This is a genomic window from Pedobacter sp. NJ-S-72, assembly GCF_053890575.1.
The window spans coordinates 3,751,160-3,773,291 of sequence record NZ_CM132681.1 but is presented as its reverse complement, the minus strand read 5'-3'; the positions used below and the strand labels follow the sequence as shown (position 1 = coordinate 3,773,291).

General features: G+C 39.4%; 17 protein-coding genes and 6 pseudogenes. 8 read left to right on the top strand and 15 right to left on the bottom strand.

Going from position 1 to position 22,132, the window contains the following annotated elements; all coding sequences use genetic code 11:
* Positions 1-7 precede the first annotated feature (7 nt).
* From feoB to ACWYN3_RS25080, 3 genes are read left to right on the top strand one after another with little or no spacing between them, the layout of a single operon-like run.
* The gene (gene feoB / locus ACWYN3_RS25090) at positions 8-1,918 is read left to right on the top strand and encodes a ferrous iron transport protein B (protein ID WP_456216824.1); all 1,911 of its coding nucleotides are present in this window, start codon (positions 8-10) and stop codon (positions 1,916-1,918) included.
* Positions 1,915-2,133, top strand: coding sequence for a hypothetical protein (locus tag ACWYN3_RS25085; RefSeq protein WP_456216823.1), 219 nt, complete (start codon positions 1,915-1,917; stop codon positions 2,131-2,133). The genes feoB and ACWYN3_RS25085 overlap by 4 nt, the downstream gene beginning before the upstream one ends.
* An 18-nt stretch (positions 2,134-2,151) precedes the next feature.
* The gene (locus ACWYN3_RS25080) at positions 2,152-2,772 is read left to right on the top strand and encodes a sprT domain-containing protein (RefSeq protein ID WP_456216822.1); all 621 of its coding nucleotides are present in this window, start codon (positions 2,152-2,154) and stop codon (positions 2,770-2,772) included.
* Here the strand turns inward: ACWYN3_RS25080 and ACWYN3_RS25075 are convergent.
* The 15 genes and pseudogenes from ACWYN3_RS25075 to ACWYN3_RS25005 form a co-directional block, all read right to left on the bottom strand.
* A complete protein-coding gene (locus ACWYN3_RS25075; RefSeq protein ID WP_456216821.1) occupies positions 2,721-3,539 on the bottom strand; it encodes a hypothetical protein in 819 nt (272 codons plus the stop codon). The two genes, ACWYN3_RS25080 and ACWYN3_RS25075, sit on opposite strands and share 52 nt — an antisense overlap.
* 55 nt (positions 3,540-3,594) lie before the next feature.
* On the bottom strand, positions 3,595-4,506 hold the full coding sequence (locus ACWYN3_RS25070; protein ID WP_456223145.1) for an alpha-ketoacid dehydrogenase subunit beta: 912 nt from the start codon (positions 4,504-4,506) through the stop codon (positions 3,595-3,597).
* Positions 4,507-4,686: 180 nt separating this feature from the next.
* Positions 4,687-5,480, bottom strand: a pseudogene (locus ACWYN3_RS25065) (thiamine pyrophosphate-dependent dehydrogenase E1 component subunit alpha); the annotation flags it as partial.
* Positions 5,481-5,572: 92 nt separating this feature from the next.
* Positions 5,573-6,965 (bottom strand): annotated as a pseudogene (locus tag ACWYN3_RS25060) (LutB/LldF family L-lactate oxidation iron-sulfur protein).
* Between the two features lie 109 nt (positions 6,966-7,074).
* Entirely contained in the window at positions 7,075-8,706 is a 1,632-nt protein-coding gene (locus tag ACWYN3_RS25055; RefSeq protein ID WP_456216820.1) for a M28 family peptidase, read from the bottom strand.
* Positions 8,707-8,944: 238 nt separating this feature from the next.
* Positions 8,945-9,385: a ribose 5-phosphate isomerase B gene (gene rpiB / locus ACWYN3_RS25050; protein WP_456216819.1), complete on the bottom strand. Its 441-nt coding sequence runs from the start codon at positions 9,383-9,385 to the stop codon at positions 8,945-8,947.
* Positions 9,386-9,392: 7 nt separating this feature from the next.
* Positions 9,393-10,277, bottom strand: a complete 885-nt coding sequence (gene tatC, locus ACWYN3_RS25045) for a twin-arginine translocase subunit TatC (RefSeq protein WP_456216818.1) — start codon at positions 10,275-10,277, stop codon at positions 9,393-9,395.
* 80 nt (positions 10,278-10,357) lie between these two features.
* Positions 10,358-11,702: pseudogene (gene accC, locus ACWYN3_RS25040) on the bottom strand (acetyl-CoA carboxylase biotin carboxylase subunit).
* A 36-nt stretch (positions 11,703-11,738) separates the two neighbouring features.
* On the bottom strand, positions 11,739-12,218 hold the full coding sequence (gene accB, locus ACWYN3_RS25035; RefSeq protein WP_456216817.1) for an acetyl-CoA carboxylase biotin carboxyl carrier protein: 480 nt from the start codon (positions 12,216-12,218) through the stop codon (positions 11,739-11,741).
* Positions 12,219-12,288: 70 nt separating this feature from the next.
* Positions 12,289-13,278: a beta-ketoacyl-ACP synthase III gene (locus ACWYN3_RS25030; protein ID WP_456216816.1), complete on the bottom strand. Its 990-nt coding sequence runs from the start codon at positions 13,276-13,278 to the stop codon at positions 12,289-12,291.
* Positions 13,279-13,291: 13 nt separating this feature from the next.
* A pseudogene (gene plsX, locus ACWYN3_RS25025) lies at positions 13,292-14,234 on the bottom strand (phosphate acyltransferase PlsX).
* Between the two features lie 100 nt (positions 14,235-14,334).
* Positions 14,335-14,526 (bottom strand): 50S ribosomal protein L32, encoded by a 192-nt coding sequence (rpmF, locus tag ACWYN3_RS25020; RefSeq protein WP_068405618.1) that lies wholly within the window; start codon positions 14,524-14,526, stop codon positions 14,335-14,337.
* Between the two features lie 18 nt (positions 14,527-14,544).
* A complete protein-coding gene (locus ACWYN3_RS25015; RefSeq protein WP_456216815.1) occupies positions 14,545-14,865 on the bottom strand; it encodes a YceD family protein in 321 nt (106 codons plus the stop codon).
* Between the two features lie 294 nt (positions 14,866-15,159).
* Positions 15,160-16,243: pseudogene (pdxA, locus tag ACWYN3_RS25010) on the bottom strand (4-hydroxythreonine-4-phosphate dehydrogenase PdxA).
* Between the two features lie 32 nt (positions 16,244-16,275).
* Positions 16,276-17,397, bottom strand: a complete 1,122-nt coding sequence (locus tag ACWYN3_RS25005) for a hypothetical protein (RefSeq protein WP_456216814.1) — start codon at positions 17,395-17,397, stop codon at positions 16,276-16,278.
* A gap of 155 nt (positions 17,398-17,552) precedes the next feature.
* Between ACWYN3_RS25005 and rsmA the strand changes: the two are divergent.
* The 5 genes and pseudogenes from rsmA to ACWYN3_RS24980 all read left to right on the top strand — a co-directional run bounded on the left by rsmA (position 17,553) and on the right by ACWYN3_RS24980 (position 22,120).
* Positions 17,553-18,334 (top strand): annotated as a pseudogene (gene rsmA / locus ACWYN3_RS25000) (16S rRNA (adenine(1518)-N(6)/adenine(1519)-N(6))-dimethyltransferase RsmA).
* 127 nt (positions 18,335-18,461) lie between these two features.
* Positions 18,462-19,268 carry an NAD(P)-dependent oxidoreductase gene (locus tag ACWYN3_RS24995; RefSeq protein ID WP_456216813.1) on the top strand — a complete coding sequence of 269 codons (807 nt, stop codon included), beginning with the start codon at positions 18,462-18,464 and terminating at the stop codon, positions 19,266-19,268.
* Positions 19,269-19,371: 103 nt separating this feature from the next.
* Positions 19,372-20,943 carry a DUF2339 domain-containing protein gene (locus tag ACWYN3_RS24990; RefSeq protein WP_456216812.1) on the top strand — a complete coding sequence of 524 codons (1,572 nt, stop codon included), beginning with the start codon at positions 19,372-19,374 and terminating at the stop codon, positions 20,941-20,943.
* The gene (locus ACWYN3_RS24985; protein ID WP_456216811.1) at positions 20,900-21,856 is read left to right on the top strand and encodes a DUF2339 domain-containing protein; all 957 of its coding nucleotides are present in this window, start codon (positions 20,900-20,902) and stop codon (positions 21,854-21,856) included. Before ACWYN3_RS24990 ends, ACWYN3_RS24985 begins: the two co-directional genes overlap by 44 nt.
* 33 nt (positions 21,857-21,889) lie before the next feature.
* Positions 21,890-22,120 carry a hypothetical protein gene (locus ACWYN3_RS24980; protein WP_456216810.1) on the top strand — a complete coding sequence of 77 codons (231 nt, stop codon included), beginning with the start codon at positions 21,890-21,892 and terminating at the stop codon, positions 22,118-22,120.
* The last annotated feature ends 12 nt before the right edge of the window (positions 22,121-22,132 follow it).

Genomic DNA, 22,132 nt, shown 5'->3' with positions numbered 1-22,132 from the left:
ATCTATCTTGGCTACTACACTGAAAATTGCGTTAGTTGGTAATCCGAATACGGGAAAATCAACACTATTTAACTTATTAACCGGGTTAAACCAGAAAGTTGGAAATTTTCCCGGGATTACTGTTGACAAAAAAACTGGTTTCTGTAAACTTTCTGCCATACAGCAGGCCGAAATAGTCGATTTACCGGGAACATATAGTTTATATCCAAAAAGCAAGGATGAGAGCATCGTCTTTCAGGTTCTTGCTGATAAAAAAAATTCAAGCCATCCTGATTTAGTCGTATTGGTAGCGGATGCAACCAATCTGCGTAGAAATTTATTGCTGTGTATTCACAGGTTTGCTGATTTGCATATTCCCGTGATATTAGCACTGAATATGACGGATATGGCTAATAAAGAAGGAATCAATATTAATATTGATGAGCTTTCTGCACGTCTGGGCATACAGGTTGTAGGAATCTCCGCCAGAAGTAAAACAGGATTGGATGAGCTGAAAAAAAAAATCGCCAATACCACAAAGATACCTACACAAGTTGTTGGAACTGATGTGAATATGCTGGCTTCGGCTGCTATTAGTGAGGCCAAAACTATCCTTGCTTCGGATAACGATTATTTTGCCTTGCAGATCCTGCATCAGCACGAGCATCTGGAAATTTATACTGCTGAGCAGCATGCAGCTTTCGAGCAGATCAAAAAATCACACCATTTCGAGTCTTCAAAATTACAGGCAGCTGAAACCATTGCCCGTTACAGATATTTAAGTACAGTATTATCCGGTGTTATCGAAGATACAGGCGCATTAAAGAAATTTGCATTCAGTGATAAGATTGATTCAGTATTGACTAACCGTTTCTGGGGATTCTTTATTTTCATCTTTATCCTGTTCTTTATTTTTAATGCTATCTTTTCGTGGTCTGCTTATCCAATGGAGCTTATAGAAGGTATTTTTGGCTGGATTGCTAAAACCGGTCATGCTTATCTTCCTGATGGGATGCTAACTAATCTTTTGCTGGATGGTGTTGTTGCCGGACTAGGCGGGATTGTTGTGTTTATTCCGCAGATTGCCATTTTATTTGCAATGATCTCCATTCTGGAAGATACTGGTTATATGGCCAGGGTGACCTTTATGATGGATAAGATCATGCGAAAGTTCGGAATGAGCGGTAAGTCAGTAGTGCCGATGATCGGTAGTTTCGCTTGTGCAGTTCCTTCTATTATGAGTGCCAGGAATATTGAAAACTGGAAAGACAGGATTATTACCATTATGGTTTCGCCATTAGTAAGCTGCTCTGCAAGACTTCCGGTTTATACCTTATTGATCTCTCTGATTATTCCGGATACGAAATTATTCGGGTTCATCAGCCTGCAGGCATTGGCCCTGATGGGCATGTACCTGATCAGTATTTTTGCTGCGGTTTTTGTCGCTTTCATTATGAAATTTATAATCAAAGCTACAGAGAAGTCTTATTTTATTATGGAGCTGCCTGTTTACAGAATGCCCCGCTGGAGTAATGTGCTGTTTACGATGTATGAGAAGTCCAAGACTTTTGTGTTTGAAGCAGGTAAGGTGATCATCGCTATTTCCATTGTTTTATGGGTGATGTCTGCTTATGGTCCCCCATCTCGTTTCGAGAACATAGAAAAGAAATATGCGCAGATTGAACTGCAAAAAGATAGTGTACAGATCAGTACTTTAGAAAGAGATAAATCGGCCGAAAGACTGGAGAATTCTTATGCAGGGATCCTGGGGAGGACAATTGAACCGGTGATCAAGCCTTTAGGGTTTGACTGGAAGATTGGTATCGCACTGATTACTTCATTCGCGGCCAGAGAAGCAGCATTTGTAGGTACTACTATGCTACCATTTATAGTGTCGATAACGGAGAAGAAAATACAGGGACGATACGGGATAAAATGAGGGAAGCTAAAAATCCTGAAACCGGATTGCCGGTATTTACTTTTGCTACAGGATTTGCACTGATGCTGTTTTATGCTTTTGCGATGCAGTGTATGAGTACAGTTGCAGTTGTTTACAGAGAGACAAAATCATGGAAATGGCCTGCGATACAAATGGTGTATATGACAGCTATGGCGTACGTAGCCAGTTTAATAGCCTATCAGTTTCTGAAGTAATTTCTTTATCTTAGTGCTGTGGAAAAAGTTGATGTTTTAGCCCAGTATATGCCCCCTGCGGCAGCCCCGGTAATTGCTAAATGGATCGACTATTTTCAATGTGAATTTAAGATATCCAAAAGCAGGGCTACCAAATTAGGTGATTACAGGCATCCTTTTAAGGAATTGGGACATAAGATCTCTGTCAATAATAATCTGAACCGCTATGCCTTCTGGTTACTGGTTACGACTGTGCATGAATTTGCACATCTGCTCACCTGGAATGATCATAAAAATAAGGTCAAGCCGCATGGCGGAGAATGGAAGCATAATTTTAAACGGATGATGACGCCGTTTCTGGATCAGCAGGTTTTTCCGGAAGATTTGCAACAGGCAATAAGCACTTATCTTAGCAATCCTTCGGCATCAAGCTGTACCGACCTAAAGCTTTCCAGGGCACTTAAAAAATATGATGGCGCTATTGATCACTCCCGTCTCGAAGAGTTGCCTCAGCACGCTATATTTACGATTAAAGATGGCCGGAGATTTAAAAAGGGAGAACAGCTGAGAAAACGTTTCAGATGTGAGTGCCTTGATAATGGCAATATTTATTTATTCAGTCCGCTGGCCGAAGTTGTTGTATCAGCCACAGGAACATAAATAGTAGTATTATCCTCTATTCTCCATTTCAGGTTTAGCTTCCCTTCTTTAAATAAAGCTGGAAAATTCAGGAGGCTGTCGATATAATTGTCTTTGTTTTTAACCAGGATACTTGCTCTGTAATTAGGTTGTTTTTTTTTTTTAAGCATGATATAAAGTGCATCCGGATAAGTTGAGATATTATCAAATACCATCTCAAATTTATCTGTACCATTGATTGCATCATCTATGCCCTTAATATCAGAAACGTAATTTTCTTCCGGATATTTGTTGTCGGCTGCCTGTACCAATAAATAGGGAAGTGTGCGTAGTGCTTCAGCAGAGCTTGCTGTGCGGCTGTCAATTTTAAAAGTGACATTGTTCCGCATATAGGTACGGATATCCTTAAAGATACCTCCTTCTTCGTTCAGCAATTTGGTCCGCTCTTTGACAAGGATCAGACTGTCATTCTTAAAATAATAACTTTTTACGGTGTTACTGATCGTCCCGTTCGAGGTGTAGGTCTTATATAACATCCCGTCATGATGTGCGCTGTACTTTTCTGCGTACACAGAAAGATCACCTGACAGATAAATAAGGCTGTATTGCTTTTTATAATCAGTGAGCGTCCTGTCAATCGATGCGGCAAAATTCAGTATCGACTTATCAGTCATACCCGTTGTACCTTCATCTGGTAATCCAGCCTGTGGATGAGTGGATTTAAAATACTGACAACCCGGAAGTGTAAACAGTAAAACTCCTATACATAGTAAATAAATGGTTTTCATGGCGCTCCGGTAAATAATGGGATTGCTAACAACAGGCCATTATCGTGCCAAGGAGTTACCAGCCCAGTAGTTTTTGAACGGTTTGGTGAAGGCGCCTTTTGGCTAAGAATTGATCTTCGAGCATTTTGCTCATTGGAATGGCTGTATCCAGACTCGCACAGCGCATCACCGGGGCGTCTAAATCTGTAAAACAATGTTCACCTATCCATGCGGCAATTTCGGCACCAAAACCACTGCTTAAGGTATCCTCATGGAGAATAATTACTCTTCCGGTTGCTTTTACGGCGGCAGCAACAGTTTCTTTATCCGGTTGCAGGCTATATAAATCTATCAGGCTGACTGATAATCCTGGATGGTCTTCCAGGTAAGATAATGACCAGTGTACACCTAAACCATAGGTGATAATGGTTAACTGATCCCCTTTCTTTAACCAGTTGGCTTTTCCTATTTCCAGCGTATAATAACCAGCAGGAACCAATCCGCTTAAACTTCTGTATAGGTATTTATGTTCAAAATATATCACCGGATTCGGATCTTCAATGGCTGCTATTAAAAGCCCTTTTGCATCGTAAGGAAAAGCAGGGTAAACTATTTTAAGCCCGGGGGTCTTGGTAAACCAGGCTTCATTACTCTGGGAGTGAAACGGACCCGCTCCGGTTCCGGCACCGGTTGGCATTCTAACTACTACATCTGCTTTTTCTCCCCAGCGGTAATGTGTTTTTGCCAGGTTGTTGATGATTTGATTAAATCCGCAGGTCACAAAATCTGCAAACTGCATTTCTACGACCGCTTTATAACCATTAATAGATAAACCGAGTCCGGCACCTACTATCGCAGATTCACAAATTGGGGTATTCCGAACTCTGGCTTTGCCGAATTCTTCTGCAAAACCTTCGGTGATTTTAAAAGCACCGCCATATTCTGCAATGTCCTGACCCATAATCACCAGGTTGGGATATTTTTGCATCCCGATTTTCAATCCGTCAGTAATGGCATCAATATAACGAACTTCTGTTGCTGATCCGGTTGGAGAAACAACCTGTTGTCTGTAAGGATAATACATATCCGTTATCTCTGTTTCTTCTGAAGGCTCAGGGGCTGCATCATTAAATGCCTGCTCTATTTCATGATCCAGTTCCGTCTTAAATTCAGCTGTAATTTCTTGTAAAAGGTCATCTGTCAGTATGTTCTGTTCAAACAGGTAATTCTCAAAGGTTTTCACAGGATCTTTAGCCGACCATTCTTCGAACAGGTGAGGAGGGACATATTTGGTTCCGGAAGCTTCCTCGTGTCCTCTCATCCTGAAAGTCAGGCATTCCAGTAAAACTGGTCTTGGATTGGCACGGATATTTGCTGTAATCTCTGTGATCGTATCAAAAACCTCCAGAACATTGTTCCCGTCTACCTGAATTCCCTCAATTCCGTAACCAATTGCTTTATCCACTAAATGTTCACAGTTAAATTGTTCGTTGACAGGGGTAGAGAGTCCGTATCCGTTATTCTCAATCAGGAAAATTACAGGCAGGTTCCAAACAGAAGCCACATTGATCGCTTCATGGAAATCTCCCTCGCTGGTCGCACCTTCACCTGTAAAAACAAGTGTAGCCAGTTCTTTTCCGGCAATGAGGTCTGCCAGGGCAATTCCATCAGCTAAAGCCAGCTGCGGGCCAAGGTGAGAGATCATGCCAATGATTTTATGTTCTTGTGTGCCAAAGTGAAAAGATCTGTCCCTGCCTTTGGTAAAGCCAGTTATTTTTCCCTGCCACTGAGCCATTAGATTACGCAAAGGGATGTCCCTGGTTGTAAAACGCCCAGGTTTCTGTGCATTGGCAGGATATATTCTTCAGCTTTCATCGCTAAGGTTGAACCAACCGCAATAGCTTCCTGGCCTATCCCGGAAAACCATTTTCCTATGCGGCCCTGTCTAAGCAGGATAAGCATTTTTTCTTCGACCATTCTGGGATAAAGGAGACGCTTATAAAGCGATAACAAAGTTTTGTCGTCTTTTTCTTTCCGGTCGAAATGCATATAAATTAGCTTAATGGTTTAGTTTTAGATTTTTCTTCCCATTGCTTAGCGAAGGATTTAGTCGCAATCTCAGGCATAGCACGATACTTGCCCCACATTTTTTTGAAGAACAGCTTCATCAGGAAATTCTTGATTTTTCCACCGAACATGTCCATTTTTGATCTTTTGGACATACCCGTGTTCCAGACTTTCCAGCCAATATCTTCGGCTTTGGTATTTTGATGCTGTTCTACTGCATCTCTTCTGTTGAGGAGCAGCATTTTGTGAATGTCAATCTTACAGGGCAAACTTCAGAGCATTTACCACAAAGACTTGAGGCATAACTCAAGTGCTTGAATTCCTTCATCCCTTGTAAATGAGGGGTGATAATAGAACCGATCGGGCCGCTGTAAGTTGTGTTGTAAGTATGACCGCCAATGTTTTTATAAACCGGGCAGGCATTCAGACAGGCTCCGCAACGGATACAGTATAAGCCCTGACGCTGGTCTTTTTGTGCCAGTAAATTAGTGCGGCCGTTATCCAGCAGGATCACATACATTTCTTCGGGGCCATCGGTCTCATTTGGCTGTCTTGGCCCGCTCAGAATCGTATTGTATACGGTTAAGTTCTGACCTGTTCCATGGCTTGATAACAACGGCCAGAAAAGGTCGAGATCTGCCATAGAGGGAATGATTTTCTCAATTCCAACAATAGCGATATGAATTTTAGGAAAGGTTGTGCTTAACCGCGCATTTCCTTCATTTTCGGTTAGTGCGATACTGCCTGTATCTGCAATCAGAAATTTCCACCGGTGATACCGATATCAGCAGTAAGATACTTATCTCTTAGTAATTCTCTCGCTTTCTGGGTAAGCTGTTCCGGAGTATAATCTATCGGTGTTCCAAATTTTTCGTGGAAAAGCTTTGCAATTTCCTCTTTTGTGAGGTGCATTGCTGGCGTCACAATATGATAAGGGGCCTGTCCCAGTAACTGAACAATAAATTCACCCAGATCACTTTCTAAAGAGCTGATCCCGTTCTTTTCCAGAAAATCATTCAAATGAATTTCTTCGGTGGTCATGGATTTCGATTTAATAACCGACTTTCCACCATTTTTGTTAATTATATTTAATATCTCTTTTTGTGCTTCTTCTGCATCATTTGCCCAGATGACTTTTCCACCACGGCGCTGAAAATTGGCTTCAAATTCAGGTAAGAATTTGTCCAGATTTTCCATTACTCTCCATTTGATTACATGCGCCTTCTTCTTTGAGTTTTCTAAATTCTCAAATTTCGTTAATCCCCTTGCAACCGCATCATTGTACTTTCCAATGTTGTGGTTGATCGTGTTACGATGATCTACATCAAATGCCTTCTCATCTGCCTTTACCAAAAAAAAATCCTCAGCAATCTTCGTCATGTTCAAATATAATAATTAGACTTAGAGTCTGTTTAAATTTAGATTTTAATTTTAAAACAGACTCTTGCAGTTAAACGAAAAAACCTGCGGGTTATGCAGGTTTTTAAAATTATTTTTTTGGTGTACCATCTTCGTTTTTGTCAACAACAGGACGATGCGGGCGATTGGCCAGATCCCATGCTGTAAAATAGACTAATTGTGCACGTCTGGACAGTAAGTCGAAATTGATTTTACTGACTTCATCTCCTGGCTGATGATAATCATCATGAACACCATTAAAATAAAAGATGACTGGAATGCCATGTTTAGCGAAGTTATAATGGTCAGAACGGTAATAGAATTGATTTGGATCTGTTCTGTTATTGTATTTCATGTCCAGGTTCATTTTTATATACTGGTCATTTGCATTAATTCCGGCGGCATTTAAATCAGAGCTCAGCATGTCAGAACCTATGATGTAAATATAATCCTGTTTGTCTTCATGTTCTTTATCTACACGGCCAATCATATCGATATTTAAATTGGTAATTGTGTTCTCCAATGGAAGCACAGGGTGTTCAGAGTACCATTCTGAACCTAACAGGCCTTTTTCTTCTCCAACTACCGTCATAAACAGGATACTCCTTTTAGGGCCTTTTCCTGCCTGTTTAGCTTTCATAAAAGCGTCGGCAATCAGCAATACACCAGTAGTTCCTGAACCGTCATCATCAGCACCATTATTTACTTTATCAGTACCCGAAACAGTTAAGCCGATGTGATCATAATGACCAGTGATGACTAAGATTTCTTTTTTTAATACAGGGTCAGAACCTTCAAGGAAGCCTAAGACATTTTCTGCCCTTACTTTGACTTCGTCTTTCTGTGCACTTCCAGATACAGAAATATTCACCACCTGGGTGGCCGGTTTACCTGTTGAACTGATTTTTTGCTTTAAGGCTTCCACTGTAGTACCTGAAGCTTTTAAAAGCTCATTTGCCGTAGCTGTTGAGACATTGATTGTAGGGAAAGCTTTTATCTTCGCCATCCTCGCAGTGTTTTCTGCTGTTTTCAAAGAAAGCTGTCCGGAACCCGCATACATCACTTTCATTTCTTCAGTTAATGTATCCAGTGAAGGATCTATCTGAATTACTGCCAGTGCTTTATGATTAGCAAGATATTGTATCTTTTCCCTTTTGGCCGTCATTGCTTTTCTTCTTGCAGCACGGTCTGCAGGTGCCGCCTCTTCTTTCATGGATGGATTGCCAGAGGCAAAGATCAGCACCACTTTACCAGTAACGTCAATGCCTTCATAATCATTATAGCCATCAGTGTCTAAGCCATAACCAGCAAAGACAATCTCTTTGGCATTAAAAGTAAAGCCTTGAAGAGAGACATTGGCTGCAGGGATAACGAAGTCTTTTTCACTCTCTTTAGCATGGCCATCAATCGTAAAAACAGTTTGGGTCAGTTGATAAGTCACCATATCAATCGGCTGAAAATAATCCCCTTGTACAGGACCTTTTAAGCCAATACTTTTAAAATAGTTTTTGATATAATCAGCGGCCATCCAGGCACCCTTTTTACCAGTTTCTCTGCCTTCGTATTCATCAGATGCGAGTACAGAGAGATGTTTGTAAGCATTTGCTTTATCAATACTTGCGCTGAATTTTACTGCTGTTTTATTAACAGCGGTTTGACTTTGTGCGCAGGCACCCAAGCAAAGCAATAAAGCCATGCTTGTACTTAAAATGTGTTTGTTCATTATTTAATTTTATGCTTTTTCTTATTTTTTTTTGAATGAATAGCCCTAACCTGTAAAGGTTCTTAAGATAAGGAATTAACCAATTTCTTTTATTGAAGGCGAATGGGTTTTCTCAGGAGTCACTATTATGTTACACAGCGCAGCCATTTTAGAAATTCATAAATGGTTTAAACTAAAATTGGCCTGAACTTGTGTGAAGTCCAGGCCAATTCTATTACATGCTGTATCGCTAATTGCTTTAGCAGGATATTTTATCTACGCGCCCGGCATGTCTGCCGCCTTCGAACTCAGTACCTAAAAATGTCATGACCATTTCTTTAGCCAGATCTTCAGTTACAAAACGAGCTGGGATACAGATGATATTAGCGTTGTTGTGCATTCTGGTTAAGGCAGCCAATTCATTTTCCCAACAGATCGCAGCCCTGATTCCCTGGTGCTTATTTGCTGAAATAGCGATCCCATTTGCACTTCCACAGATCAGGATACCAAATTGGAATTCTCCTTTTTCCACAGCCGAAGCTACAGGATGTGCGAAGTCCGGGTAATCTACAGAAGCTGCGGAATAGGTTCCGAAATCCTGCACTTCAAAATCGTCAGTCAGAAAATCACGTAATAATTCTTTGTAAGCAAAGCCAGCGTGGTGGTCAGCGCCAATGGCGATTTTTATTTGTGTAGACATGGTTTGTTTAGTTATTTCCTTTGGTTGTACCGTAAAGTTCTTTGTTTTTTCTGCGTTCAATTTTAGCAGAAATGAATATACTCAATTCGTATAAAATGAATAGCGGGAAAGCTACGACCAGCATCGTCATCATATCTGGAGTTGGCGTTACTATAGCAGCAATGATCAGGATTATTACAATCGCATATCTTCTGCTTGCACGCATAAAAGCAGGAGTCATGATACCGAATATAGAGAGGATATAAATGACAACTGGTAATTCGAATATAATCCCTGTTCCGATTGTTAAAGTTGCGACAGATGACAAATAAGAGTCAATAGTGAACGTATTTTCAATCATCGGACTCACCGAGAAATTTGTCAGGAAATTAATTGATAGTGGACAAATGATAAAATAACCGAACAACACACCTATCAGAAATAATACAGAAGCAAAGAAGACAAATCCCCTTGCAGCCTTTCTTTTTTCGTGAAGGGCCGGTTTGATAAATAACCAGAGTTCAAAAAGTATATAGGGAATACCAAAAACGATACCCGTCATAATACAGGAATTAATCTGTAAAGTAAACTGGCCCGCCATTTCCGTATTGATAATTTTCCCTTTAATAGAGGTAATACAGAAGTCAGATCCGAGTGAAGGGAAGATATTAACTAATTTACACATCATCCGGTAAGTCCAGAAATCCGGACTCTTAGGGCCCATAATGATAGTGTTAAACAGGAAATCGTAAAACCAGAAAGCTAAACCTGTGAAAATTACAATCGCTAACAGCGCTCTCAGTAAGTGTTTTCTTAATACATCAATATGGTCAAAGAAAGACATTTCAGATTCTAGATTCTTTCCTTTTTTCTTAACGGCCTCTATAAGGTCCTGCGCTTTATTATCACTCATGTACGTTATTTGTAAAACAAAAATACCATTCTATTTTATTAGAATGGTATTTACGTTTTAAATATAATAATTAGATGTCTCTATTCTGAAAAAACAAAAGTTTCCATGAATTTAGTTGTGAAATTTCCAGCTCTGAAGTTAGGATCTTTCATTAATTTCAAGTGGAAAGGGATTGTCGTTTTTACACCTTCAATTACAAATTCACTTAGTGCACGTTCCATTGTACTAATCGCTTCTTCACGTGTTTGTGCAACACAGATTAATTTAGCGATCATTGAATCATAGTTAGAAGGAATCTGATAGCCTGCATAAACATGCGTATCAACCCTTACACCATGTCCACCCGGAGAATGGAAATTAGTGATTCTTCCAGGACAAGGTCTGAAGTTATTAAACGGATCTTCCGCGTTAATTCTGCATTCAATAGCATGCATATTCGGAAGATAGTTTTTACCAGAGATTGGAACACCGGAAGCTACCTTAATTTGTTCTTTAATTAAATCATAGTTGATTACCTCTTCTGTAACCGGGTGTTCTACCTGGATACGGGTATTCATTTCCATGAAATAGAAATAGAAATTACGGTGTTTGTCAACCAAAAACTCGATTGTTCCTGCTCCTTCATATTGAACAGCAGTAGCACCTTTAATTGCAGCTTCACCCATACGTTCTCTCAATTCCGGAGTCATGAAAGGAGATGGAGCTTCTTCTACCAATTTCTGGTGACGACGCTGAATAGAACAGTCACGTTCAGACAAGTGACAAGCTTTACCATATTGATCACCAATAATCTGGATTTCAATGTGGCGTGGATCTTCGATATATTTTTTAAGTATAAACCGTCATTTCCAAAAGCAGCACCAGACTCTTGTCTTGCGCTATCCCATGCATTCTCGAAGTCTTCATCTTTCCATACCACACGCATTCCACGGCCACCACCACCGGCAGTTGCTTTCAGGATTACAGGGTAACCGATTTCATTAGCTAAGACGATACCTTCTTTTACGCTTTCCAGCAGACCCTTTGAACCAGGGATAGTAGGTACACCAGCTTTTTTCATCGTTTCTTTAGCTGAAGCTTTTCGCCCATAGAATTGATTTGTTCTGGTGTAGCACCAATGAACTTAATTCCATAGTCTCTGCAAACAGAAGAGAACTTAGCATTCTCAGATAAAAATCCGTAGCCAGGATGAATTGCATCTGCATTAGTTAATTCAGCAGCTGATATAATGTTAGGGATACTTAAATAAGAATCTTTACTCGGAGGCGGGCCTATACAAACAGCTTCATCCGCGAAACGAACATGGAGACTTTCCCTGTCAGCAGTTGAATAAACTGCAACAGTTTTAATGCCCATTTCCTTACAGGTACGAATAATACGCAACGCAATTTCGCCCCTGTTGGCAATTAGTATTTTTTTAAACATATAATTGATAAGATGATAATTTGCCAGAAGCAAATATTACATAGGTTCTACTAAAAATAATGGTTGGTCGTATTCTACAGGTGATGAATTATCAACCAATACTTTAACGATTCTTCCAGAAACTTCACTTTCAATTTCGTTGAATAACTTCATTGCCTCAATAATACAGATAACTACTTTACCTGTAGTAATCTCGTCACCAACATTCGCAAACGAAGGCTTGTCAGGGCTTGATGAACGGTAAAAAGTTCCGATCATTGGAGATTTAATGGTAATGTATTTAGAGTCATCAGCTTCTGCTGCAGCATTATTTGCCGTTACTGCTACTGGTTGTACCGCTGGAGCAGATGGTAACACCTGAGGTGCTAAGCTCTGAGCAGGAACAGTTGTAGTAATAACTGTTGGGGTCTGATTCGTTTTAATAGTGATTTTGAAGTCCTTTTGTTCTATTGCAACTTCATTGACGCCCGAACGAGAAACAAATTTAATGAGTTCCTGAATTTGTTTGATATCCATTTTTTGGTGTTTTGTTGAAAAGATATTGGTCTTTTAAAGACTCTAAGTTAATATTTTTATTCTGATAAAATTAGTATGCCCACTTTATGTATACTGAGCCCCAGGTAAATCCACCTCCAAAAGCAGCAAGAATTATGTTGTCTCCTTTTTTAAGTTTGTCTTCCCATTCCCATAAACACAAAGGGATAGTTCCGTTGGTTGTGTTACCGTAACGCTCAATATTGATCATTACTTTTTCAGATCCTATACCCATCCTTGACGCTGTTGCATCAATAATTCTTTTATTTGCCTGATGTGGAACTAACCAGGTCACTTCTTCAGCACTAAGCTGATTCCGTTCCATAATTTCGGCCGCTACATCTGCCATATTAGTGACTGCAAATTTAAAAACGGCTTTTCCTTCCTGGTAAACAAAATGTTCTCTCTGGTCAATCGTTTCATGGGAAGCAGGTTTTACAGATCCACCGGCCTTCTGATGCAGGAATTGTCTTCCTGAACCATCCGATTTCAGTACAGAATCAATGATTCCGTTACCTTCATCATTTGGCTCCAGTAATACAGCACCACATCCGTCGCCAAAAATGATGCAGGTTGTTCTGTCCGTATAATCTATAATAGACGACATTTTGTCGCCGCCAACTACCAGTACTTTTTGATGTTTTCCAGATTCAATAAATTGCGAAGCGGTAGAAATCCCATAGATAAATCCAGAGCAGGCAGCCTGTAAATCAAAACCCCAGGCATTTTTTGCACCGATTTTATCGGCTAAAATGTTTGCTGTGGCCGGGAAAGGCAAGTCAGGAGTAGTTGTACAGAAGATGATCAGATCGATCTCTTCTGGCTCAATACCTCTTTTTTTCAACAGTCCATTAACCGCATGAACAGCCATATCAGAGGTGCCTAATCCTTCACCTTTTAATATTCTTCGCTCTTTAATACCCGTTCGTGAGGTGATCCATTCATCTGTTGTGTCAACTATCGTTTCTAATTCTTTATTAGAAAGGACATAATCAGGAACATAACCTTGAACCGCAGTAATTGCAGCGTGAATTTTACTCATTTGTTGTCAGATTTTATTTAAATGCATCTTGTATTTTTCCAACCAGACCTGTATTGATCATGTCTCTCGCTCTGAAAGAAAGATCATATTCTTAACAGCGGTAGGCGAGGAGATTCCATGACCTATGATCACAGGCGCATTTACTCCAAGAACCGGACTTCCACCGTAATTTTCATAATTAAACCTGTCGAAGAACTCATCTTTAAGCCCTTTCTTAATGGTCATTATGTAAAACGATTCAGCTAATTTAAGCATAATATTGCCGGTAAAACCGTCACATACGATTACATCGGCTTTCTCATTGAATAAATCACGTCCCTCAATATTTCCAATAAAGTTAAAGAGATTACAATCTTTCATCAAGGGAAAAGTAGCCAGACTTAGCATATTTCCTTTTTCATCTTCTTCGCCAATATTGATCAGTCCGACTTTAGGGTTATTTATCTGCATGACATTTTCAGCATATAAACTACCTAAAACTCCGAACTGGAGTAAAGTATCAGGCTTGCAATCGGCATTTGCGCCAACATCAAGCATTAAACCTCTACCACCATCAAGTTTGGGTACAATTGTACACAGACAAGGCTGATAATACCAGGAACCGTTTTTACACTAAAAACAGCACCAACCATCATCGCACCAGAATTACCTGCGCCAACAAATGCGTCGATCTCTCCTTTTTTTAACATAGAGAAACCAAGAGAAATACTTGAGTTTGGTTTTTGAGCAATTGCTCTTGTGGGATGTTCGCCCATACCAATTACCTCTTCGGTATGAACATATTCAAAGTGATCGGGATTGAACCCATTTTCAGCGAGCAAAGGCTTAATTTGCTGAGTATCGCCGATTAGCACTAAATGCTCATTTGGCGCTAATAATTCATGGGCAGCTATTGCTCCCAAAACGTTTGCTTTGGGAGCATAGTCTCCGCCCATTATATCGAGACCTATTTTCATAGTAAAAAATCAGTTTGTGAGTAAAGCATTATTGCCTTTTTTTTCAAGCGCCTAAGTTAAACTTAATGAGGCTGAAAACACAAACAATTTCTCAGGAAAATTAACCTATAGAGGTATTTTCAATAACCAGTTTACCGTTGTAGTACAAATTACCGTCAACATTGTATGCATGGTGAGGAATGTGGATTGCACCAGTAGTTTGACAAGTAGATAAAGAAGGAGCTACCGCTTTATAGTGAGTTCTTCTTTTATCTCTTCTACTTTTAGAGATCTTACGTTTTGGATGTGCCATTGCTGCTTTATTTAATTATTATTTTAATTTTTTTAATGCTTCCCAGCGTGGGTCTGCACCTGTTGTATTTTCTTCTTGTTGAGAAGGATTAGCCAGATTTTCAAGTCTTTCAATCATCTCTTTGTCGCATTTGGCACCATTGCCGTTCTGCTCACAAATTTTTATATAGGGAACCGATACAGTGATAAATTCATATAGAATCTCAGCAATATCGATACTACTTTCTTTTTTATTCAATACGATGATTTCTAAATCATCACTCTCCAGCTCATCTTCAGCGAATTTTACAATCTGCCTTTCTGAAATATCCAGAGGGGCATCAAATTCGGCTAAACACATTTATCACAATCAAGTTTTATCGTTCCGGCAATGCGAATTTTCAAAATCAGCATTGTCTCCTGTTTGTCCAATTCTACAGTTACCTTCAGGTCTCCTTTTTTTTTTTACTAAAGAGTACTCAAATGCATCAAAAAAGCTGTTATCAATCTCAAAATCAAATTGATGCTTGCCAATTTTTAAGCCAGTAAACGGGATTGAAAATTGTTTTAAAGGTTTCAATTGTAACAAAATTTTAGCCCGCAAATGTATGAATTAATTTGATATTTCTGAAATGTTTTAGAAATATTATTGTCGTTAATTTGCATCGTCCTTCACATCTGCCGCAGTTTCTATAATTTTTCCGCCGCTTCTTAACTGGTTGCTTAACAGATCATCCTGCTCACGTCTGTGTTTTACGATGTGTGTAGCTGCAAAAACTGCCTCTATAAAAGAAGACGGGTCTGCAAGGTCTTTTCCTGCTATATCGAACCCTGTACCGTGATCGGGTGAGGTACGTACATATTCATTCCGGCAGTAAAGTTTACGCCAGTTCCGAAAGCTATAGTCTTGAAAGGAATTAAACCCTGGTCATGGTACATTGCTAATACAGCGTCGAATTGTTTGTAAGCACCTTTACCGAAAAATCCATCTGCCGGATAAGGGCCAAAACAAATTACTCCTGAATCAAAGGCTTCCTGAATGGCAGGCATAATAATATCCTGTTCTTCAGGCCCTAACAGGCCATTATCACCGGCATGAGGGTTTAAGCCTAGTACTGCGATTTTTGGTTTCTCAATCCAGAAGTCTCTTTTCAAGCTCTTATTGATCAGTAAAAGTTTCTTAACAATGCTTTCTCTGGTAATACTTTCAGCAACTTTCGATACTGGAATGTGGCCTGTAACCACACCTACGCGAACATCTTCACTGAGTAAAAACATCAGCACATCCGAACTTCCGGTGCGTTCCTGCAAATATTCTGTATGTCCCGGGAATTTAAAATTCTCTGATTGTATGGTATGGTATGTTTATTGATTGGAGCAGTGACTAAAGCGTCAATATTTCCTTTGATCAGGTCTTCTGTTGCTCTTTCTAATGATAAAAGGGCGTACTTTCCACCGATCTCATTGGCTACACCCAATTCAATTTTTACATCCTCTTCCCAGCAATTAATCATATTTGCTTTTTTAGGATTCGCAGCCTCGGCGTCATTGATTACGTTAAAACTGAAATCACTCAGACCTAATGCTTTTCTATGGTAAGAAGCTACTTTTGTATGTCCATAAACGATAGGGGTACAGTAATCAAGAATACTGTTGTTGGCTAAGGTTTTCAGAATAACCTCTAAACCAATGCCATTTACATCACCTATACTGATACCTATTTTGATTTTATTGCTCATGTTCAAATGAAAATTTGCGCAAAATACAGAATTTAACGATATATGTCTCTCATTGCGAAATTAAACTGCGTCATAATTTGACGGGTGAGTTCCCTGTACAGCTCATCATAACCCGGTCTGTTACCAGCTGCACCATTAATGATGGCGAGGTCTCTTCCGCTTAATGCTGCCGGATCACCAGTATACCTGCCGGTGAGACTTTCCCAGGTATACTGTGCCGGAATACGATCTGAAGCTATTATTTTTTGTGAAGCGGCATCTTTAATCCGATAGTCCATCACTGCCCGTGAATTAATAATGCGCCTGGTCACATATACTGTAGCACTTATAGTTTTACTGCTTTGACTGCCAGCCATTTTATCACTTTTTATGGGGATTTTTTTTGATACATTGTAGGAATAGGTATTCGTAGAAAGGTTACTGAACCAGATGTCGTACATATTGATGTCCATATACTGATCGATTCTCAGATCAGTTTGCTGTCCGGAGCTCAGGCTATAGAATTTATAATAATTTCTGTCTCCGATAGAATTGAGGTTCCATATAATATCACTCTCTAAAAAATTGCCGTTGATCGTGTAGTATCCAAACCGCTGATCAATTCTGTTGACTGCGACAACGGTTATTGCGGCATCGTAAGCCTGTTGCTTTTTAGCGATGACATCTTGATAACCGGGGACATAAGTATCGGCTTGTTTAAAGCTTTCATAAGCTTTTCTTGCACTGGCTTTATCATTACGCTGTAATAACACAATGCCCCTGTTATAACTTGCTGAAGCGGCATCTGTTGCTGCTGTATTTAATTCTGTGCTGTAATCTTTCAGACTAAAAGTGCCGGGTTGAATTTTGGCGTTTATAGCGGCATCATACATTTTCTGCAAAGATTCATAGCTATTGTATACCTGATCAAGAACTTCGCCTCTTTTGCCTTTACTGGCTTTTGCAGCAATAATATCCTGTTCGTATTTTGAAGTTGCCTCTCTGTAAGAAACAGGCAGTATTCCTAGTGCAACAGAGTTCGAAGGATCTTTTTTCAGATCGCTGACTGCTGCATAATAGGCTTTGCTATATTCTCCTTTATCGAATAACTTCTGCGTGGATTTACAAGAAGAAAGTAAGATCAGCATCATTGCTATTTTACAAATATTTCCCATGATATTGATTTATACTCCTAAAGATAATCAACTTTATCAATACATAAATGGTAGTCTGATTTCTAAAATTTAACCTTTACTCGTAAAACTTTAGTTATTTTGCACCTTTTAGAAGTTCAGGCTTCTTCCTATTAATAAAATATAACAGCAATCATATGAGTTTGGTAAGGGCGAAAAAACATTTAGGACAACATTTTTTGACCGATAAAAAAATAGCGGCTAAAATTGTAGACGGTCTTGTCCATACCGATCAATACCGTCAGGTGCTTGAAGTAGGACCGGGTATGGGAATCCTTTCGGATATTCTGCTGGCAAGAGAAGACCTGGAAACCTTTATGATCGATATCGACGTGGAATCCTATCATTTCTTAAATGATAAGTATCCGCAAATGGGCGAAAGGTTAATTAACGGGGACTTTTTGAAAATGGATCTGAAAAAAGTATTTACCGGGAAATACGCTATCATAGGTAATTTCCTTATAATATTTCTTCTCAGATCTTATTTAAGGTACTGGAACACAGAGAAAATGTAGTAGAGATGGTAGGTATGTTTCAAAAAGAAGTTGCAGAACGCTGTGCATCTAAAAGCGGAACAAAAGATTACGGGATTCTAAGTGTGCTGATCCAGGCCTATTATAATATTGATTATTTATTTTCTGTAAAACCAGGGACTTTTAATCCACCTCCTAAAGTGAACTCGGGTGTAATCCGTCTGAGCAGAAACGAAAGAGTGACTTTAGATTGTGACGAGAAATTGTTCTGGACTGTGGTCAAAGCCGGATTTAATCAGCGTAGAAAAACATTAAGAAATGCTTTATCAGGCGTATTGCCTAAAGTTAAAATGGATGACAATATCTATTTTGAAAAAAGGGCAGAGCAATTAAGCGTAGAAGATTTTATTACCCTTACACAGCTGGTAACTAAGCTGGCGTTATAATTATAAAGCAGATGAACGGTAAAATTTTAATTGTTGAGATTTACATCCTGTATTTAAAAGCAGGGCAGAGCAATTAGGTTACGAAGTTGATGATCTTCCTGAAATTACCAGGGCAGAGACGCTGGCTGTGATTTCAAAATACGACGGTATCGCAGTGCGGACAAAATTTAAGATAGACAGAGAACTGATGGAAGCTGCTCCGGGACTTAAATTTGTTGCCAGAGCAGGAGCAGGACTGGATAATATCGATGAGGCTTATGCAAAAGAACATCATATTCAGTTGCTGAATGCGCCTGAAGGTAACAGGGATGCTGTAGGAGAACATGCTATGGGGATGCTTCTTTCATTAATTAACAATCATCGCAAAGCCGATATTGAGATCAGAAATGGGATCTGGGATCGTGAAGGAAACCGTGGATGGGAGCTGAAAGGTAAAACTGTCGGAATTATTGGTTATGGTTTTATGGGCAGCAGTATGGCTAAAAAACTTTCGGGTTTTGACGTGAAGGTGATTGCTTATGATAAATATAAAAAACGGTTTTCTGATGCTTACGCCCAGGAATGCAGTATGGAAGAAATTGTTAAACATAGTGATGTACTGAGTTTACATATTCCGCTGACTACTGAAACCAGGCAAATGGTGGATGAAGAATATCTATACCATTTCAAAAAGAATATTTTCTTTATCAATACTGCAAGAGGTGAAATTGTAAGTACTAAAGCTGTACTGGACGCAATTAAATCAGGTAAAATACTGGGTGCCGGACTGGATGTGCTGGAAGCGGAAAAGTTTCCGAATCTTGCTGAGCAACCCTGGTATCAGGAATTGAAAGAATCGCCTAAAGTGATCCTGACGCCCCATGTAGGTGGCTGGACTTTTGATTCTTACCGAAAAATTTCGGAGGTACTTGCTGATAAACTGGAACAACTTTAGCGTTAAACATATTCAAATGAAGACAGACCCGATCGTTTCCCCGATCGGGTTTTTTGTGCAGGATTGGAAAATAAAATTATCTTTATAAACAAACCTGTAAACAATGGAGTTCCTATTTATCTTATTACTTGGTGTAATCATCGTTTTGATTGTGACTACCAAAAGCAGCATCAACGAAAGAGTTGGAAGGCTTGAATACCGGATTTTCGAGTTTCAAGAGCTCCTAAAGCAAAGCAGAGCTGGTTATGTTCCGCCAGAATCCTCAACTCAGGAATCTTCGGAAACCCCATCAGGGGCGGAGATGCCACCTGTAGTCATGCCACCGCCACCCTTTCAGGCACCACCAGTTTCATTTGTGCCGCCGCCTTATAAAACTAAAAAAGATCTTGACCGTGATCCTTTACATGATTTTATTCCGGGCCCTGTTAAAGAGGAGCCTGCTGAAACTCCTGTTCCTGAAGAGTCACATCCAGAAACAATTTATACTCCGTCCGGTAATATCTATGACCATCTGGCTGAAGAGCATGCTCCGAAACAAGTTTTTCATGAGCCAGCTGAACCCGAACTTTCATTTTTTGAAAAACATCCTGATCTGGAGGAGAAATTTATTGGTGAGAATTTAATCAATAAAATTGGTATTGCGATATTGGTACTGGCCATAGGTTACTTTGTAAAATTTGCCATTGACAGCAATTGGATTGGCCCGGTAGGCCGTGTTGGTATAGGTGTGCTTTGTGGAGGAATCCTGATTGGTATTGCACATTGGTTACGTAACTCTTATAAAGCATTCAGTTCTGTCTTGGTAGGGGGAGGAATAGCTGTTTTATATTTTACCGTTACCCTCGCGTTTCATCAGTTTCATCTGTTTAATCAAACTACGTCCTTTTTTATTCTGATCGGAATAACCTGTTTTGCGGTTGCACTTTCGTTGCTCTACGACCGGCAGGAGGTTGCAGTAATCGCATTGATAGGCGGTTTAACCAGTCCGTTAATGGTGAGTACAGGACATGCTAATTATCATGGTTTGTTTGCTTACCTGGTTATTTTAAACGCAGGTTTGCTGGTGATTGCTTATCGCAAATCATGGCGTATACTTAACATTTCGACATTTGTATTAACGGTTTTAATGTTCTCGGCAAGTCTGTTTTCAATGCCTGATGCCAGTGCTGGTGTCGGATTTTTATATGCGAGTATTTTGTACCTGCTTTTCTTTGGGATCAATGTTGCTCATAATGTCAGGGAGAATAAAACGTTTATCGGATCTGACTTTACGATACTGCTTGCGAATACGGCGTTGTACTTTGGCGCTGGTCTTTACCTGCTTACACTTATGCATCAGGAACAGTTTCGGGGGCTTTTTACAGTTGGTCTTGCGGTGATTAATTTGTTGTTGTCTTATTTACTGTTTAGAAATAAAAAGGTAGATACCAATGTACTTTACCTGCTGATCGGGATTACGCTTACATTTATATCCGTTGCAGGCCCTATTCAGCTACACGGTCATTATATTACTTTGTTCTGGGCAGCAGAGACTGTATTGCTTTACTGGCTTTATAAAAAATCCGGTATTTATTTAATGCAGCTGGCTTCGCAGTTAATATATGGGGCGATGTTATTCATTCAGCTTGTTTATGGACTGGTCGGCTATTTATACCGATTCGACCCTGCAGGTTAATGTTTTGATCAACAAAGGGTTTATTACCACATTATTTGCTGCTGTAAGTTCATATCTGTTGTATGTTCTTTATAACCAAAAAGAATTAGATCAGGAAGCTCAAAAGGGAGATATACTCCATCCACTGTTTATTAAATACACCGCGATTGTACTGCTTTTTATGAGTGGCCTGCTGGAAGTTAATCACCAGTTTGCAAACCGTTTTCCGGTTACTTCTTTAAACAGTTTATATGTGATATTATATGGATCCGTGTTCATTTACCTTTATCTTTTCTTTTCAAAAAGATTTGAAGCAGTCCGGTTAAACTGGATAGTAGGTGCAGGTCTGATCTCTGTCTGTATTGCGGTTTACTTGTTTTTAATGGTAGAGTTTTTCGATGTACAGGAAGCTATATTAGTGGATCATGCAGTTTCATCGTTCCATTTTATGGCGCATTGGATTGGAGCTGTATTTATTGGTTTGTTGTTTTATCAGTTAATTAAAATAGCAAGAACATCATTGCCAGAAGGTTTAATAAAAATAGCCAGCTGGATAATAGCAGGCTCTATTGTGCTTTTCTTAAGTCTTGAAATCAGCTTAGTGAGTAATGCACTGTTTTATTCAGCAAAGAGTCCGGTTGATTATGTGGAGACTATTTATATCAAAACGGGTCTTCCGGTATTATGGGGCTTATTATCCTTTGCAATGATGTGGTTAGGGATGCGTTATAAATTCCTGACGCTGCGAATCATATCTCTGACACTGTTTGCAGTAACATTATTAAAGCTGTTTATATTTGATATCCGCAATATCCCGCCTGCAGGTAAAATTGCAGCTTTTTTCTTCCTGGGCGTATTGCTGTTAATCATTTCGTTTATGTATCAAAAGGTTAAAAAAATAATTGCAGCAGATGAACCCATTAAAGAAGACTAAAGAAGTTTTTTTAACATTAATCTGTTATTGAATATGTCTTGTCTGTTTGCACAGCAGACATTCAGGTATCAGGCAGAATTGCCAAAAGTGGAAACTGATGGATTTTACCGGATTGATTTAAAATCAGAACTGATCGCGAAATGTCAGGCTAATCTGGGTGACATCAGGATATTGAATCAAAAGAAACAGTTCTCTCCCTATATTTTTGGGAATCAGCTGGTATTTAAAGATCAAAAGAGTTTTATTGCTTTTTTCCAAAATTAAAAACTCTGACAG